The following is a 12,959-nucleotide window of genomic DNA, read 5'->3' on the forward strand; positions in this document are numbered from 1 at the left end:
GGCGTCGAGACAATCGAGGGGAGCGCGCGTCCTTGCTGCGGAACATTGTCGCCCTGCGCCGCGTGCTCTACGACGCGCTCGGCCACTTCAATACCGATGACGGCTGGGCGATGGCCAGCCATCTGGCGATCACTTCGCTGATGGCGCTGTTTCCATTCCTGATCTTCGCCACGACGCTGGGCAGCTTCCTTGGTGCCCAGGCCTTTGCCGACACAGCCGTGCACCTGGTCTTCGACACCTGGCCGGACCAGATCGCCAAGCCGATCGCACACGAGGTGCTGAACGTGCTGACCGTCAGGCGCAGTGATCTGTTGACTTATGGCGTGCTGCTTGCCGCCTACTTTGCCTCCAACGGCATCGAGGCGCTGCGCACCTCGCTGAACCGCGCCTATCGGGTCACGGAAACGCGCGGCATCATCTATCGCCGGGTGCAAAGCATCTTCTTCGTGCTGATCGCTACCGCCGGGTTCCTGGCGATAAGCGTGCTGCTGGTGTTCGCGCCCCTGCTGGCGCGGCTGGCGGAAGCCCATTTCGAATGGATCAAACCCTATACGGGCACGATCACGCTGTGGCGGTACGTCATCGCCTCAACCGTCATCATCGGCGGACTGTTTGCCGTCCATTACTGGCTGCCGGCCGGCAAGCGCCGTTTCGTCTCGCTGATACCCGGCATCATCTTCACACTGGCCGCATGGCTTATCGGCTCGACCATGTTCGCCACCTATCTCGACCATTTCTCGTCCTATGTGACGACCTATGCCGGTCTCGCCTCGATCATGATCGCGGTGGTCTTCCTCTACATCGTCTCGGCGATCTTCATCCTCGGCGGCGAGCTCAACGCCGCGATCAGCCGTTATCTAGAGGCGCGTGCCCGGGTCGGCTGAAGTTTGCCTGTTCGGGCGGTTGCCAGGCCCACGCCGAAAGTGGTGATGGCCATGCCGACGATCTGCAGCGCATTGAGCTGCTCGTTGAACAAGGCCCAGGCGATGACGGCCGTCACCGCCGGCACCAGGTAGAACAACGAGGCCACTTTCGACATCTCGCCGTCACGGATCATCACCATCAGGAGAAAGATGGCGCCGAGCGACAGCACCAGCAGCAGCCAGCCCATGGCGAAGACCAATTCGCCATTGATGACGACGGTTTGGGTTTCGAAGGCAAGCGAAGCCAGGATCATCAGCGAAGCGCCGCCGACATATTGCCACATGGTGGCCGCCACGAGGTCGCCTCCGGACGCAAAACGCTTTTGCCAGATCGTGCCGGCGCTCATGCCGAGCACCGAGACCAGCGAGGCGGCCAGTGTCGCCGCCGTCACGCCGCCACCGAGCGCCCCGAGTTTCGGCCACAGCACGATGACGATGCCGACCAGCCCGATAGCGAGGCCAAGCCAGTGGCGCGGCAGGATGGCCTCGCCCAGAAACTTGCCGGCAAGCACCGCGGTGATCAGCGGCTGCAGGCCGACGATCAGGGCCGAAAAACCGGCCGGCATGCCTCGATGGATGGCCCAGAAGACGGCGCCGAGATAGATGCCATGCATCAGCACGCCGGCGCCGGTGGCATGCAGAGCCTCCTCGCGGGTGGCTCGTTTCGAGCCCAGCACCAGCATCAGCACGGCCAGCAGGATGGCGGCGAGCACGAAACGCGCGGCGAGGAAGGTGAACGGCTCCGCCCATGGCATGGCGTAACGCGCGCCGATGAAGCCGGTCGCCCACAGGACAACGAAGGTGGCGGGGATGAACCGCTTGATGCTGGACATTTTCCGGGATCGCCGCGCTGGTGAGAATTGACCGTGAGGATGCTCTAGTCCTGTTCAACCCCGCGCGCAAAACGAAACGATTGATCCATGCGTCAAGGAGGTTGAACGGGTGGCGTGTCCGGAGAGCGTTTCTCCTGTCAGAGCCCAATCATCCTTCTGACTTCCTCCGGCGAGGCGCCTGCGTCGCGCAAGGCGGCAAGGCCCGTATCCCTGAAGCTCTTCGACAGTTTTCGCCCATCCGGCCCGAGGATCAGCCGATGATGGAAATAGGCGGGTGGCTGCAATCCCAGAATCTCCTGCAGCAGGCGTTGCACCCCGGTCGCGGAAAACAGGTCCTGTCCGCGCACGACATGGCTGACGCCTTGCAGGGCATCGTCGATGACTACGGCGAGGTGGTAGCTGGTCGGGACGTCGCGGCGCGCCACGATAACGTCGCCCCAATCCTGGGGACGCGCCTCGACGGAGCGCGTCGTGGACAGCGTCCCGTCGCTGAATTCGGCCCATGCCAGGTCCCTGCCGGCACGCGCCATGGCGGCGCCGACGTCCAGCCGCCAGGCGAAGGGCGCATTCTCGGCAATCCGCCGGTTGCGTTCCTTCATCGAAAGCGCCTTGTCGGCCGGGGGATAGAGCGGCACACCGTCGGGATCGCGCGGCCAGTCGCGCCCGCGCTTTTCGCCGTCGGCGATGAAGGCACGTATCTCGCCGCGGCTCATGAAGGCGGGATAGACGAGTTCCTCGCGGATCAGGCGCCCGAGCACCGTTCCATATTCTGCAAAATGCTCGGACTGGCGGCGCACGGGCTTTTCCCAGTCGAGGCCCAGCCATTTCAGATCGGCGATCATGCCCGCCTCGAACTCCGGCGTGCAGCGCGTGGTGTCGATATCCTCGATGCGCAGCAGCAGGCGGCCGCCACTGGTATTTGCGAGCTTCTGGTTGAGCAGCGCCGAATAGGCGTGGCCCAGATGCAGTTCGCCGTTGGGGCTGGGCGCGAAGCGGAATGTCAGGAGCGTCATGTCTCGAGCGGCAATCGGGTTGTGCTGTGGTTTTGGCGGTTGCTACCTTGCTGCACATCTTCGGACAAGGATACCATGCAGCGCATCGCGACACTGGACGACGTTGAGCGGGGGCTGGACGCGCTTTGCCTCATCGACCCGCGCCTGGGGAAAGTGCGCGGCATGGCCGGCGAGGTGCCGCTCAGGCTTTCGGAGCCGGGCTTCAGGAGCCTGGCCTCGATCATCGTCTCGCAGCAGGTGTCGCGGGCGAGCGCCGATGCGATCTTCGGCCGGCTGACGAAACTCGTCGATCCGCTGACGCCGCGGGCGATCCTTGCCGCCGGCGAGGACATGTTTCGCGAGGCCGGCCTGTCGCGGCCCAAGCAGCGCGGCCTGATCGCGGTCGCCCAGGCCGTGGCCGATGGGCTCGATCTGCATCACCTCTGTTCGCTCGATGCCATGGAGGCGATCGCCAGGATGACGGCGGTGCCCGGTATCGGTACGTGGACGGCGGAAGTGTATCTGTTGTTTGCGGCCGGGCATCCCGACATTTTCCCGGCGCGCGACGTCGCCCTGCAGAGCGCTGTCGGCCATGCCTTCGGCATCGACCCGCGTCCAGCGGAGAAAACACTGATCGCGCTGGCCGAATCATGGAGCCCGTGGCGAGGTGTCGCATCGCGGCTTTTCTGGTCTTATTATCGCGAAACCAGGGGCCGGGACGCCGCACCGCCGGCCTGAATCCGCAAGAAAGCCTAAAAATCATGTGTTTTTGGCGCTTCGTGCCAGCGACAATCCGCTTCACATCCCTGTCATGTCAGGCTTACAGTATCCACACCGAACGGTTCTAGAACTAGGAGGTCAACAAGGTGACGGTTGCCGTATCTCCGGATGGGCTTCCAGCGCTGGTGCTGAATGCGGATTACCGTCCGCTCAGCTATTACCCCTTGTCGCTCTGGTCCTGGCAGGACGCCATCAAGGCGGTGTTCCTGGACCGGGTGAACATAGTGGCCGAATACGAGCACGCCGTATCCTCGCCGACCTTCTCGATGAAGCTGCCGAGCGTGGTCAGCCTGAAGGCCTATGTGAAGCCGTCCAGGCATCCGGCCTTCACCCGCTTCAACGTCTTCCTGCGCGACCGTTTCCAGTGCCAGTATTGCGGTACCCCCGAGGACCTGACCTTCGACCATGTCATCCCGCGTCACCGCGGCGGCGCCACGACATGGGAGAATGTCGTGGCCGCCTGTTCGCCCTGCAATCTGAGGAAGGGCGGCATGATGCCGGCTCACGCCAAGATGTGGCCGCTGCAGAAACCCTACCAGCCGACGGTGCATGATCTGCACAATAACGGCCGCCTGTTCCCGCCCAACCATCTGCATGAAAGCTGGATGGATTATCTCTACTGGGACGTCGAACTGGAGCCTTGAGTTCGTTCGAAGAATTCGGGAGGTTGGCCGTCTGGAGCAATTGTCTGCGCTTCCGATGTTCACGGACCAAATGTCCGCTGCGTTTCGGTTCTCGACAGTCACTCCATGCGACTCAGCCTGCCGAATTCTTTGAACGATCTCGCGTCGGCTCTGTAGCTCAATCGCGGGCCAGCGCGCCACGGAAGGCGACGGCGGCGAGGATAAGGCTGGCAATGGCGTTCCAGCCGGCCAGCGACAGGCCGAGAATGCGCAAGGCGGCCTTGTCGCAGGAGGGCGGCACGAATTTGTCAAGCGCGTCGAGGACGCCCTTGCCGCCGGTGTCGACCGGGCCGGCGCCCGCGGTGCAATCGGCCGGGCCCTGCCACCATGCCCATTCAACGCCGGAGTGATAGACGCCGAGATAGAGCCCGTACAGCATCAAGAGGCCGCCAATGGCCAACAGGCCGCGCGTCAGCCATGCCGGTGCGCGCAGCATCGACGCTATCGCCGCCAGCACCATCAAGGGCACGCCGATGTAATACGGCGTGCGCTGTTCCAGGCAGAGGTGGCAGGGGATGTAGCCGCCAATGTGCTGGAAGCCGAGCGCCGAGCCAACGGTCGCTGCCATCGCGACGGCGAGAAACAGGGCCGCGCGTGTCCGCTGGCGGCCGGTATCGGCATTCATGGTCGCTGTCATGGCGTCTTTCGTCCGTTGTGTTCGCCGTCCGCAAGGTCTGCTCGCCGCGCCGCCAAAACCGTTGCGCGGTTTTAAGCATCAAACCTCAGAGGGCGTATTTGATCAGAATATAGAGCAAAATCAGGGCGACAGCGGCGGCGCCGACGATCAGGCCCAGGCGCTTTTCGATGAATTCGCGGATTGGCTCGCCATAGCGGCGCAAAAGCCACGCCAGCAGCAGGAAGCGGGCGCCGCGCGCGATGATGGCCGAGACGATGAAGACAACAAGGTTGATGTGGAGCGCGCCGGCCAGAATAGTGACCACCTTGATCGGCGGCAGGTGCGCAACGCCGGATGTGACGAGCAGCACCAGCATTAGCCCGGTGCCGGAAGACTGCCACTTCTCGAACGTGGCAAGGCCGCCGAAGTGCTCCAGGATCGGCCGTGCTATTGTGTCGTAGGCATAGTAGCCGATCAGCCAGCCGGCGATGCCGCCCAGCACGGACGCAACGGTGGCGGTCAGCGCGTAGCGATAGGCGCGTTCCGGGCGCGCCAGCGCCATGGGCAGGAACAGAACGTCTGCCGGTATGAAGAACACCGAGCTCTCGACGAAAGCGATGAAGGCCAGCCACCATTCGGCGGATTTGCGCGCCGCCAGCGACAGGGCCCAGTCATACAGTCCGCGAAGCATCGGCTCTCCTATGGAACGGCCCGTCTGTCTAGAAAGGTTTTTCGCGCTGCACAATGGCTGCGGTCTTACAAATTGGAAAGGTGCCGTCTGGTCGCGGCAGAGGCTGGTTTGGAATTGGCCTGTTGACGAACAGGCCTCCGACCGTATAGTCCGCGCCCATCCAGGCCGCCCGGCCTGAGCCCCTATGGCGGAATTGGTAGACGCGCTCGACTCAAAATCGAGTTCCGCAAGGAGTGCTGGTTCGATCCCGGCTAGGGGCACCATCCTTCAAAATCAGAGCAAAGCTTAGCCATTTTGGGGGCAGTTATCGCGGGAGGCGCTCAGGCCATGCTTGCCGCCGCCACTTAGCCACGGAACGAGAAGGCGGCATGGAAGAAGCTCGACATCCGAGAATCCGGTCTCGCAAACCAGATCCTCTTCGGCGCCGGAAAGCAGCGGCAAACGGCCGGCCATTTCTGCCCAGGCCGCGGCCTTTCCCCAATCGACGTCGGCGCGGTCGGCGAAGGCGGACGAACGCGCCAACCAGCGCTTCGCCGTTCCGTTCGGCACGCTGTGGTGGGCGACAACAAGGCGCGCGCCGGTTTCAGCCGCTCGCTTCTGTCGAGAAAGTGCAGCGTAAGCAGACATGTCGCGCCTGCTGCACTTTTCATCAGACGCGTGTATAAGACACATATTACAGAGTGAGGGCGCAGGTCGTTCCTTGCAACGTGCGACACTTGCTGTTGGGTTATGGTCTAATCCTTCATCGTATCGACGAGCATTCGCATCAAGCGGACTAGATCGTCGAAGTCCTTGCGGTCCCAGTCGGCGAATTTGGCAACGGCTATTTGCTCCCGCGCCGCATCCAGCGCGTCCGTCGCCGCTTTTCCCTGCGGTGTGACAACGGCCTCGCGAACTCTCTTGTCAGCGGCGCTCAAGCGCCGCGTGACCAGTCCCAGCTCCTCCAGTCGTGACACCTGTCGACTGACGGTCGTGTAATCGCGACCGACGCGGCCAGCCAGATCGACAACGCCGATCGGGCCAAGTCTCTCGACAAGAACGAGCAGCGGGAAGAGGGCACGCTCGAGCGTGAGGCCCGCCTTGGTGAGCAATTCCACATCCCGCTCGGGTCGGTTCATGATGGTGACGATGTCAATCAGCGAGCGATGCAGCTCGGGCAACAACACTTTAATATGTGCGTTATGCACTTTCTTTATTGACACCGGCTTGGCTCCCTTTAATATGTGCATTATGCACATTGGAGCCGAAAATGGAAGAGCGAGCTGAAATTGACGTCCTGATCTGCGGCGCGGGAGCAGCCGGGCTGACGCTGGCAATCGACTTGGCGAGGCGAGGCGTGTTGTTCCGCATCGTTGAGCAGATGGAACGTCCCTTCGCCGGCTCGCGCGGCAAGGGCTTGCAGCCACGCACGCAGGAGGTGTTCGAGGATCTGGGCATAATCGACCGCATCATGGCAGCCGGCGGTGTCTATCCGCCGATGAGGGAGTATCGCAACGACGGCGGCTATGACGAAAAGACAGTTTTCGAAGCGCCCGAACCCTCGCCCGACGTCCCCTATTTCATCGCGCTCATGATCCCGCAGTTCCTTACAGAGGGCGTGATGCGAGAGCGCCTCGCGGAGCTGGGCCATCGTGTCGAGTTCGGCACCGCATTGATCGACTTCGAGCAGGACGATGATGGCGTCAGCGCCCGCCTCAAGTCGTCTGGCGGCGAGGAGCGGGTCCATACGCGCTATCTGGTTGGTGCTGACGGTGGCCGCAGCTCGATCCGCAGTGCGCTCGGCATCGACTTTCCCGGTAAGACGCTGGGTGTCCGTGCTATCGTGGCGGATGCCCATCTGAGCGGACTCGACCGCGCTGCCTGGCACCAGTTCAATGACGGCGACATGGAGCGGCTCGTCATGATCTGCCCGCTCGCGGGCACGGACCTGTTCCAGGTGCAGGCGCCGATCCCGCTGGACGGCGAGCCTGACCTTTCCGCGGATGGATTGACGCGGATGATCGCCGAACGGACTGGCCGTAGCGACATCGATGTTCAGTCGGTGGCCTGGGCATCCGCCTACGCGATGAACGCGCGTCTGGCTGACCGCTACCGGGTCGGACGGGTTTTGCTAGCCGGCGACGCCGCGCATATCCATCCGCCAACGGGCGGACAGGGCCTCAACACCAGCGTTCAGGACGCCTACAATCTCGGTTGGAAATTGGCCGCAGTCTTGGCCGGCGCCCGCGAAGCGCTGCTAGACACCTATGAGGAGGAGCGACGCACCGTTGCGGCGGATGTCCTGGGGCTTTCGACCCAGTTGCTCGACCGTCAGCGCGAACAAGGCGGCATGCGGCGCGGCCGCGACACACATCAGCTCGACATCGGCTATCCCCACTCATCACTTTCTCACGACGGAGGTGGTCGGACGATTGGCCCGCGGGCCGGTGAGCGCATGCCGGACGCGACCCTAACTGGCGCCGCTGGACAGCCCCGCCGTCTGTTCGACGTGATGACCGGCACGCACTGGACCCTGCTTCTATCGAGCCCTGACTACTGGCCGATCGTGGCTGCGCGCGCGGGCCTGCGAGTGGTCACGGTGGGCGAAGGCGCGGAACTGCGCGACCCCTCCAATCAGCTCAGCTTGGCCGAGGGCGGCTGCCTGCTCATCCGGCCGGACGGCTATGTCGGCGCCACTTTCGATGCCGCGAGTTCCACCCTGGTCGGTGACTATCTGGCGAAGGTACTTCCTTCCGAGAACGCCTGCTCTCAGTCAAACGGGAGGGTCGACGTTGCACCAACATGACGGACTTGCGAGATCAGGACGGCCTGCGGAGGCCGTCCCCGGACACGACAGCCGCTGGAACGCATGTCGGCCGTTCGACTGTCCTAGGCCCGCCATGCCAGAGGACATTTCTGAATGGGGTTGCAAGGCCTACCAGTAGCGCGACCCACCGGGCAGGTTGTCGCCAATCTACGGTTTTGCATCACCCACCCCGCGCAGGTCTAGCGCCGTCTGAGCAAACTCTTCATCCGGTTGCGCAGCAGGCGCGCCATGTTGCGGGTTTCGCGGTAGAGATGCAGCTGCGAGGCGGCCTGGCGGGCGAGGCGGTCGGCGTCCCTTGTCAACCCGATCACCAATGTGCCGACCGGCTTGCGCTCGCTCCACAGCCGGCTCATCACCGGGTGGTCGGGCACGGCGCAGGAATCGGTCATCATGATGTTGGGATCGTCGAGATGCTGCCTGGTGACCTCGATCATCAGCAGCGTGCCCGGCGAATAGGCGGCCAGCGTCTCGTCATAGGCCGTCTTCCAGGTGTAGGCGACGCCAGCCTCGACGAAGACGATCAGGCAAGCGATGGTGCGGCCGTCGAGCGTCAGCGAATGGATGCGGCACATGTCCTGTTCGGCGAGCCGGTGCACCGCCTCGCGGGCGAAGGCGGCGCGGAAGCGGTCGATCGCCATGGCGGTGCGCTCGCGGCCTTTCCAGCCGGACGCCTCCAGCGTCAGGAAGTGCTCGATGGCGTGGCGGATTTCCTCGGGGCCGCGTGCCACGACATGTTCGAGCTTGCCGAGATCGCCGAGGCGCCGCTTCAGGCGGCGGAATTCGCGATAGTGGTGCGCGCGCAGCGAAGCCTTGAGATAATCGTCGCCGTCGAGTTCGCTCTCCAGCACGGGGCGTGAAGTCTGGCCCGTGGTGACCAGCGCCAGGCCACGCGTCTCGGCCACGGTGGCGACCAGGCTCGACACCGGACCGTCGAGCCTGATGTCGGGCAGGACCAGAACTTTCGGCAGCTTGAGATGCGGGCGCGACAGCATCGAGAAGAAGTCCTCGACCACGCCGACCGGATCGTCACGGTCGATCAGTGGCGTGCCGAGCGGGCCGAATGGGCTCGACCATGTGCGCATGACCGGCACGCCGAGCGGCACCACCGGCCGTTCCACCGAGATCGGCACCAGCAGGCGCAGCCGGTTGCGGTATTCATCGCCGTCGCGGATCACGGCAAGGCGCACCTCGCGATCTTCCAGCCGGGGCATGGCCGGCGCCAGGAAACGCGGGTTGAAGAAGACGTTCGGCTCGATCGTGCGGGCGCAGAGATAGTCCAGTTCCTCGACCAGGTCGAAGCCGGCCGACGCCGGGTAGATGGCGAGTTTGCGCTCGGGCCGGTTGTTGGCGAGGATCTCGATATGGGCGGGATCGGCGTCGCGCGCCAGCCCGGCAAGGCCGGACACCATGGCGCCGGCGGGACCGCCGCTGGTTTCCTCGAGCAGAGGGATGGCGGCCATCAGGCGGCTCCTTTGGCTGGCACGAAGATCGCCATGACGATGCCGAGCTTGCGCCAGACCGTGAAGGATAGCGCGCCGGCCTCGAAGATCATGGCAAAGGCGGTGGCCATGGCCGCGCCCCAAAGGCCGAAAAGCGGGATCAGCACCACGTTGAGCCCGATGTTGAAGGCCAGTGTCATGGCATAGACGGCGGCGCAGACATTCTGGTTGCCGCTCATGGTGAGCAGGCTTTCGCAGGGGCCAACGGCGGCGCGCGCCACGACGCCGAAGACGAGTAGGAACAGAAGCGGATAGCCCGATGTGAATTCGGGGCCGAACAGCACCAGCATCGGTTCGCCCAGCGCCAGCACCAGAAACGCCATCAGCAGCGAGGGCCAGAAGGTCCATGATACCGTCTCGCGGGCGAAGGCGGCAAGCTTTTGCGGCTCGCCATGGGTGAACTGCGCGTAGCGCTGGGCAACGCCTGCCTTGACCGCGAAATAGACGAAATGCACCAGCGCCAGCGTCTTGACCGTGGCGAAATAGACGGCGACGTCATTGGGATCCATATAGGCGCCGACCATCAGCACATCGGCGTTGGTGAGCAGGAAGAAGAAGCTCTCGACCAGGAAGATCGGCAGCGAGACGACGAACCATTGCGCGAAATGCACTTTCATCGGGCCGGCCGGAATTTGCCTTTCCATGCGCTGGGTGACCCCGATGAGCTGGGTCAGCGTGGTGGCGTAGGTAGCGGCGATCGAAGCGAAGATCGCCGTCCGCGCGTCGGCGGCGTAGCCCGCCCAAAGCATCAGCGCCATGAACAGCAGGATCAGCACCGGCCGGATCAGGTAGGTCGGCGACAGCGCGAACAACGCCCATGAATTGGCGCGCGCCAGCCCTTGCAGCAAATCCGACAGCGCGATCATCGGCAGGCAGATGACGCCGAGGATGAACGGTATCACGTAGTAGTTTTCGATCCAGGGCGCGGCCAGCCAGACGCCGAGGGCGCCGAGCCCGGCGATGACCGTCGAGGCGATCAGCACGAACAGGCGGCTCGCAACGACGATGCCGCGCAATTCATCCATCAGGCCGCGCTCGCGGTATTCGGGGATGAAGCGGATGACCGATGTGTGGAAGCCGAGGCAGGCGAGGTTGCCGACGATGACCATCGTCACCCAGACCAGCACGAAGATGCCGTATTCGAAGGAACCCATCCAACGCGCCATCAGCACCTGGCTGATGAAGGCGATGACGGCACTGACGATGCGGATGGAGAAGGCGATGACCGACATGCGGCCGGCCTCGCCGCGTTCGTCGGCGGTGAACAGCACGGCGTCGAGGCGGCCAAGCAAAGGCTCCACGCGCAGCGCCAAACGCTGCGGCAAGAACCGCCCGGCAGTCGTGGCCGCGGAAAAGCGCACCCCGATTTCTCTCCGTTTTCCGCCTCTTTTCAGGCTTTGGTGTAGCGAAGACACCTTAAGAAAGCGTGGGTGGGGAGGGCGTGCGTAATGGCTGAGGGTCGACGAACGGTGAAGGTGCCGCACAGGCGCGGCGCCGTTTGTCGCCCAGTCGGATCTACCGGCGGCGCGCCTCTCCGCGCGTTGCGACATGGTCGATCGCGCAACGGCTGATACCGATGTCCTTCAGCATGAAACCGGGCATGGCCTCCAAGCGACGCCGGCCATGCCGCAGGTGCCATCCGTGTGCAAGCCAAGCGGTAACGGCCATCAGGCGCGAAGGCCGGGTGCGCGGCCTCGCCAGGACGACATCGATTTCGGGCATGATTTCTCCTCGCGATGCGCGCGAAAGGCCTGCCGGGACTGGACCGGCAGGCCGGGTGCCGTCAGTCGGCCTTTTTCATGGCGTCGCACGAGACGTTCGGGTTCATGTCGGCGAAGGCGCCGGTCGGGTTTTGCTTCCAGGCCCAGACATGAAGTTCGTAGAAAGGGCCGAGGCCATAGCGGTTGGGAGCGCTGTTGAAGTTGAACAACTGGCCTCCGAGCGAGGCCGGACCCTTCGCGGTGATGTATTCGACGGCCACCAGCTTCAGCGTGCCATCGGACATCGGCTCGTACATCACGGCCTCCGGCTTGGCGAGGTCGATCGCATCGTCCTTCAGATAGGCGCCATTGACGTAATGAATGCCCATGGCGCCGCCAGTGATGCCACTGGCGCAAGGAATCGGCGCATAGCCCTCGGCGGTGGCCGCCGCGACGTTCACGAAGCGGCTGTTGGCCGCCCGCACCTCGTCGGCAAGCGGATTGTCCTTCCCCGCCGATGCGGCGGTGGAGGCGATCGACGTGATGAACAGCGCGGCAAGGCGCCAGAAATTGACGTTCATTTTGTTCTCCATTGATTGTTGATGATCCGGCAGGCGCCCAGGCCGGCCAGCAAGGCCAGGCCTGGCTGCAGACGCCCGCGGCATGGGATTGGCAGTACGGGACGGGTTCGATCCTCGTCCATCCCGTCTAACCGGACCGCGGTCTCATTGGTGCCACCACCAATATTCCCAGTAGTCCCGCCGCATCTCGTGCTCCGGCAGACCGACGTCCCGTCTCAAATAATCGTCTTGCGGAGGCAGGCGCCCGCGCCGGCCTCGCAATGGCGATAGCAGCGCGGAGACAATCCGCGATGCGAGACCGCGCCGGTGGGGTGCAGGGTCGAACGCCATGCCGGCGGCCGTTTCGGGAGGGAACAACAGGGAAAACCGCCCGCTATCATTGCCCAGGACAATTTCACGCTCATGGCTCCATCCTTGCTCCATTGGATCAGCGATAAAAGTAGGGGTCCAGGACCCTCACCTCCGTGATCTTGTCCACCGGCAGGGAATTCTTCTGCGCCGTGCTGCGGATGGCCTCCGGCGAGGGGGCGTCGTAGATGCAGAAACTCTTGCTCTTGTCGGGCGAGACGAAGGACTGCACCCAGGTGACCCCCTTCTCGGCATTGCGCATGATGATGCCGCCAAGCGCCGTTGCGCCGATGTCGTTCATCGGCAGGTTGAGTCCGTCGGGGAATGTCCGTTCGATCAGATAGCGAGGCATGGAATGGCTTCCTTTTACGATTGATTCACGCTCGAAATGAGCGCGGTCGGAGAAAAACCATGGCCTTCGAAAGCGCGCATCGGAGCCTTTCCCCATATTTCGCGGGACGATTCCCTATGTTTTCGACGTTCGATCTTGGAGCCACACTGCGGATA

General features: G+C 63.7%; 15 protein-coding genes and 1 tRNA gene. 5 read left to right on the forward strand and 11 right to left on the reverse strand.

The window, feature by feature from the left end:
- Nucleotides 1-32: 32 nt before the first annotated feature.
- Nucleotides 33-884: a YihY/virulence factor BrkB family protein gene (locus LB554_RS21985; protein WP_015315569.1), complete on the forward strand. Its 852-nt coding sequence runs from the start codon at nucleotides 33-35 to the stop codon at nucleotides 882-884.
- Here the strand turns inward: LB554_RS21985 and LB554_RS21990 are convergent.
- Entirely contained in the window at nucleotides 854-1,756 is a 903-nt protein-coding gene (locus LB554_RS21990; protein WP_140662803.1) for a DMT family transporter, read from the reverse strand. The genes LB554_RS21985 and LB554_RS21990 overlap by 31 nt on opposite strands.
- A 137-nt stretch (nucleotides 1,757-1,893) precedes the next feature.
- Entirely contained in the window at nucleotides 1,894-2,769 is an 876-nt protein-coding gene (gluQRS, locus tag LB554_RS21995; RefSeq protein ID WP_224586935.1) for a tRNA glutamyl-Q(34) synthetase GluQRS, read from the reverse strand.
- A gap of 75 nt (nucleotides 2,770-2,844) precedes the next feature.
- Between gluQRS and LB554_RS22000 the strand changes: the two genes are divergently transcribed.
- Both LB554_RS22000 and LB554_RS22005 read left to right on the forward strand, forming a co-directional pair.
- Complete coding sequence (locus tag LB554_RS22000) at nucleotides 2,845-3,486, forward strand: DNA-3-methyladenine glycosylase family protein (protein ID WP_224586937.1); 642 nt, start codon at nucleotides 2,845-2,847, stop codon at nucleotides 3,484-3,486.
- 128 nt (nucleotides 3,487-3,614) lie between these two features.
- The gene (locus tag LB554_RS22005; RefSeq protein WP_008874122.1) at nucleotides 3,615-4,172 is read left to right on the forward strand and encodes an HNH endonuclease; all 558 of its coding nucleotides are present in this window, start codon (nucleotides 3,615-3,617) and stop codon (nucleotides 4,170-4,172) included.
- Between the two features lie 157 nt (nucleotides 4,173-4,329).
- Here LB554_RS22005 and LB554_RS22010 read toward each other — a convergent pair whose 3' ends face one another.
- Together LB554_RS22010 and LB554_RS22015 are read right to left on the reverse strand one after the other, a co-directional pair.
- A complete protein-coding gene (locus LB554_RS22010; RefSeq protein WP_140720265.1) occupies nucleotides 4,330-4,848 on the reverse strand; it encodes a disulfide bond formation protein B in 519 nt (172 codons plus the stop codon).
- Between the two features lie 85 nt (nucleotides 4,849-4,933).
- Nucleotides 4,934-5,518, reverse strand: coding sequence for a YqaA family protein (locus LB554_RS22015; RefSeq protein ID WP_224586938.1), 585 nt, complete (start codon nucleotides 5,516-5,518; stop codon nucleotides 4,934-4,936).
- Nucleotides 5,519-5,696: 178 nt separating this feature from the next.
- Between LB554_RS22015 and LB554_RS22020 the strand changes: the two genes are divergently transcribed.
- Nucleotides 5,697-5,781: transfer RNA gene (locus tag LB554_RS22020), tRNA-Leu, on the forward strand.
- A 22-nt stretch (nucleotides 5,782-5,803) separates the two neighbouring features.
- On the opposite strand, the gene LB554_RS22025 is transcribed toward LB554_RS22020, so the two are convergent.
- Both LB554_RS22025 and LB554_RS22030 read right to left on the reverse strand, forming a co-directional pair.
- Complete coding sequence (locus LB554_RS22025) at nucleotides 5,804-6,145, reverse strand: hypothetical protein (RefSeq protein WP_224586939.1); 342 nt, start codon at nucleotides 6,143-6,145, stop codon at nucleotides 5,804-5,806.
- Nucleotides 6,146-6,252: 107 nt separating this feature from the next.
- Nucleotides 6,253-6,747: a MarR family transcriptional regulator gene (locus LB554_RS22030; RefSeq protein ID WP_210161499.1), complete on the reverse strand. Its 495-nt coding sequence runs from the start codon at nucleotides 6,745-6,747 to the stop codon at nucleotides 6,253-6,255.
- A gap of 20 nt (nucleotides 6,748-6,767) precedes the next feature.
- Here LB554_RS22030 and LB554_RS22035 point away from each other — a divergent pair, with 20 nt between their 5' ends.
- Nucleotides 6,768-8,303, forward strand: coding sequence for an FAD-dependent oxidoreductase (locus LB554_RS22035; RefSeq protein ID WP_140823956.1), 1,536 nt, complete (start codon nucleotides 6,768-6,770; stop codon nucleotides 8,301-8,303).
- A 200-nt stretch (nucleotides 8,304-8,503) separates the two neighbouring features.
- On the opposite strand, the gene LB554_RS22040 is transcribed toward LB554_RS22035, so the two are convergent.
- From LB554_RS22040 to LB554_RS22060, 5 genes are all read right to left on the reverse strand, one after another.
- Nucleotides 8,504-9,784: a GNAT family N-acetyltransferase gene (locus LB554_RS22040; RefSeq protein ID WP_140616852.1), complete on the reverse strand. Its 1,281-nt coding sequence runs from the start codon at nucleotides 9,782-9,784 to the stop codon at nucleotides 8,504-8,506.
- Entirely contained in the window at nucleotides 9,784-11,184 is a 1,401-nt protein-coding gene (locus tag LB554_RS22045) for an oligosaccharide flippase family protein (RefSeq protein WP_015315578.1), read from the reverse strand. Before LB554_RS22045 ends, LB554_RS22040 begins: the two co-directional genes overlap by 1 nt.
- Nucleotides 11,185-11,338: 154 nt before the next feature.
- Nucleotides 11,339-11,545, reverse strand: a complete 207-nt coding sequence (locus LB554_RS22050; RefSeq protein WP_015315579.1) for a DUF1127 domain-containing protein — start codon at nucleotides 11,543-11,545, stop codon at nucleotides 11,339-11,341.
- 61 nt (nucleotides 11,546-11,606) lie between these two features.
- Nucleotides 11,607-12,104, reverse strand: coding sequence for a hypothetical protein (locus LB554_RS22055; protein WP_015315580.1), 498 nt, complete (start codon nucleotides 12,102-12,104; stop codon nucleotides 11,607-11,609).
- 427 nt (nucleotides 12,105-12,531) lie between these two features.
- Nucleotides 12,532-12,804 (reverse strand): DUF4242 domain-containing protein, encoded by a 273-nt coding sequence (locus LB554_RS22060; RefSeq protein WP_023770749.1) that lies wholly within the window; start codon nucleotides 12,802-12,804, stop codon nucleotides 12,532-12,534.
- Nucleotides 12,805-12,959 lie beyond the last annotated feature (155 nt).

It is taken from the genome of Mesorhizobium sp. CO1-1-11, from assembly GCF_020164995.1.
Taxonomy (GTDB): Bacteria; Pseudomonadota; Alphaproteobacteria; order Rhizobiales; family Rhizobiaceae; genus Mesorhizobium; species Mesorhizobium australicum.

Coding starts and splice junctions, on each gene's coding strand:
- LB554_RS22040 (WP_140616852.1), bottom strand. CDS start 9,784: ATGGCCGCCATCCCTCTGCTCGAGGAAACCAGCGGCGGTCCCGCCGGC.
- LB554_RS22035 (WP_140823956.1), top strand. CDS start 6,768: ATGGAAGAGCGAGCTGAAATTGACGTCCTGATCTGCGGCGCGGGAGCA.
- LB554_RS21990 (WP_140662803.1), bottom strand. CDS start 1,756: ATGTCCAGCATCAAGCGGTTCATCCCCGCCACCTTCGTTGTCCTGTGG.
- LB554_RS22060 (WP_023770749.1), bottom strand. CDS start 12,804: ATGCCTCGCTATCTGATCGAACGGACATTCCCCGACGGACTCAACCTG.
- LB554_RS22000 (WP_224586937.1), top strand. CDS start 2,845: ATGCAGCGCATCGCGACACTGGACGACGTTGAGCGGGGGCTGGACGCG.
- LB554_RS22055 (WP_015315580.1), bottom strand. CDS start 12,104: ATGAACGTCAATTTCTGGCGCCTTGCCGCGCTGTTCATCACGTCGATC.
- LB554_RS22010 (WP_140720265.1), bottom strand. CDS start 4,848: ATGACAGCGACCATGAATGCCGATACCGGCCGCCAGCGGACACGCGCG.
- LB554_RS22015 (WP_224586938.1), bottom strand. CDS start 5,518: ATGCTTCGCGGACTGTATGACTGGGCCCTGTCGCTGGCGGCGCGCAAA.
- LB554_RS22025 (WP_224586939.1), bottom strand. CDS start 6,145: ATGTCTGCTTACGCTGCACTTTCTCGACAGAAGCGAGCGGCTGAAACC.
- LB554_RS22050 (WP_015315579.1), bottom strand. CDS start 11,545: ATGCCCGAAATCGATGTCGTCCTGGCGAGGCCGCGCACCCGGCCTTCG.
- LB554_RS22030 (WP_210161499.1), bottom strand. CDS start 6,747: ATGCACATATTAAAGGGAGCCAAGCCGGTGTCAATAAAGAAAGTGCAT.
- gluQRS (WP_224586935.1), bottom strand. CDS start 2,769: ATGACGCTCCTGACATTCCGCTTCGCGCCCAGCCCCAACGGCGAACTG.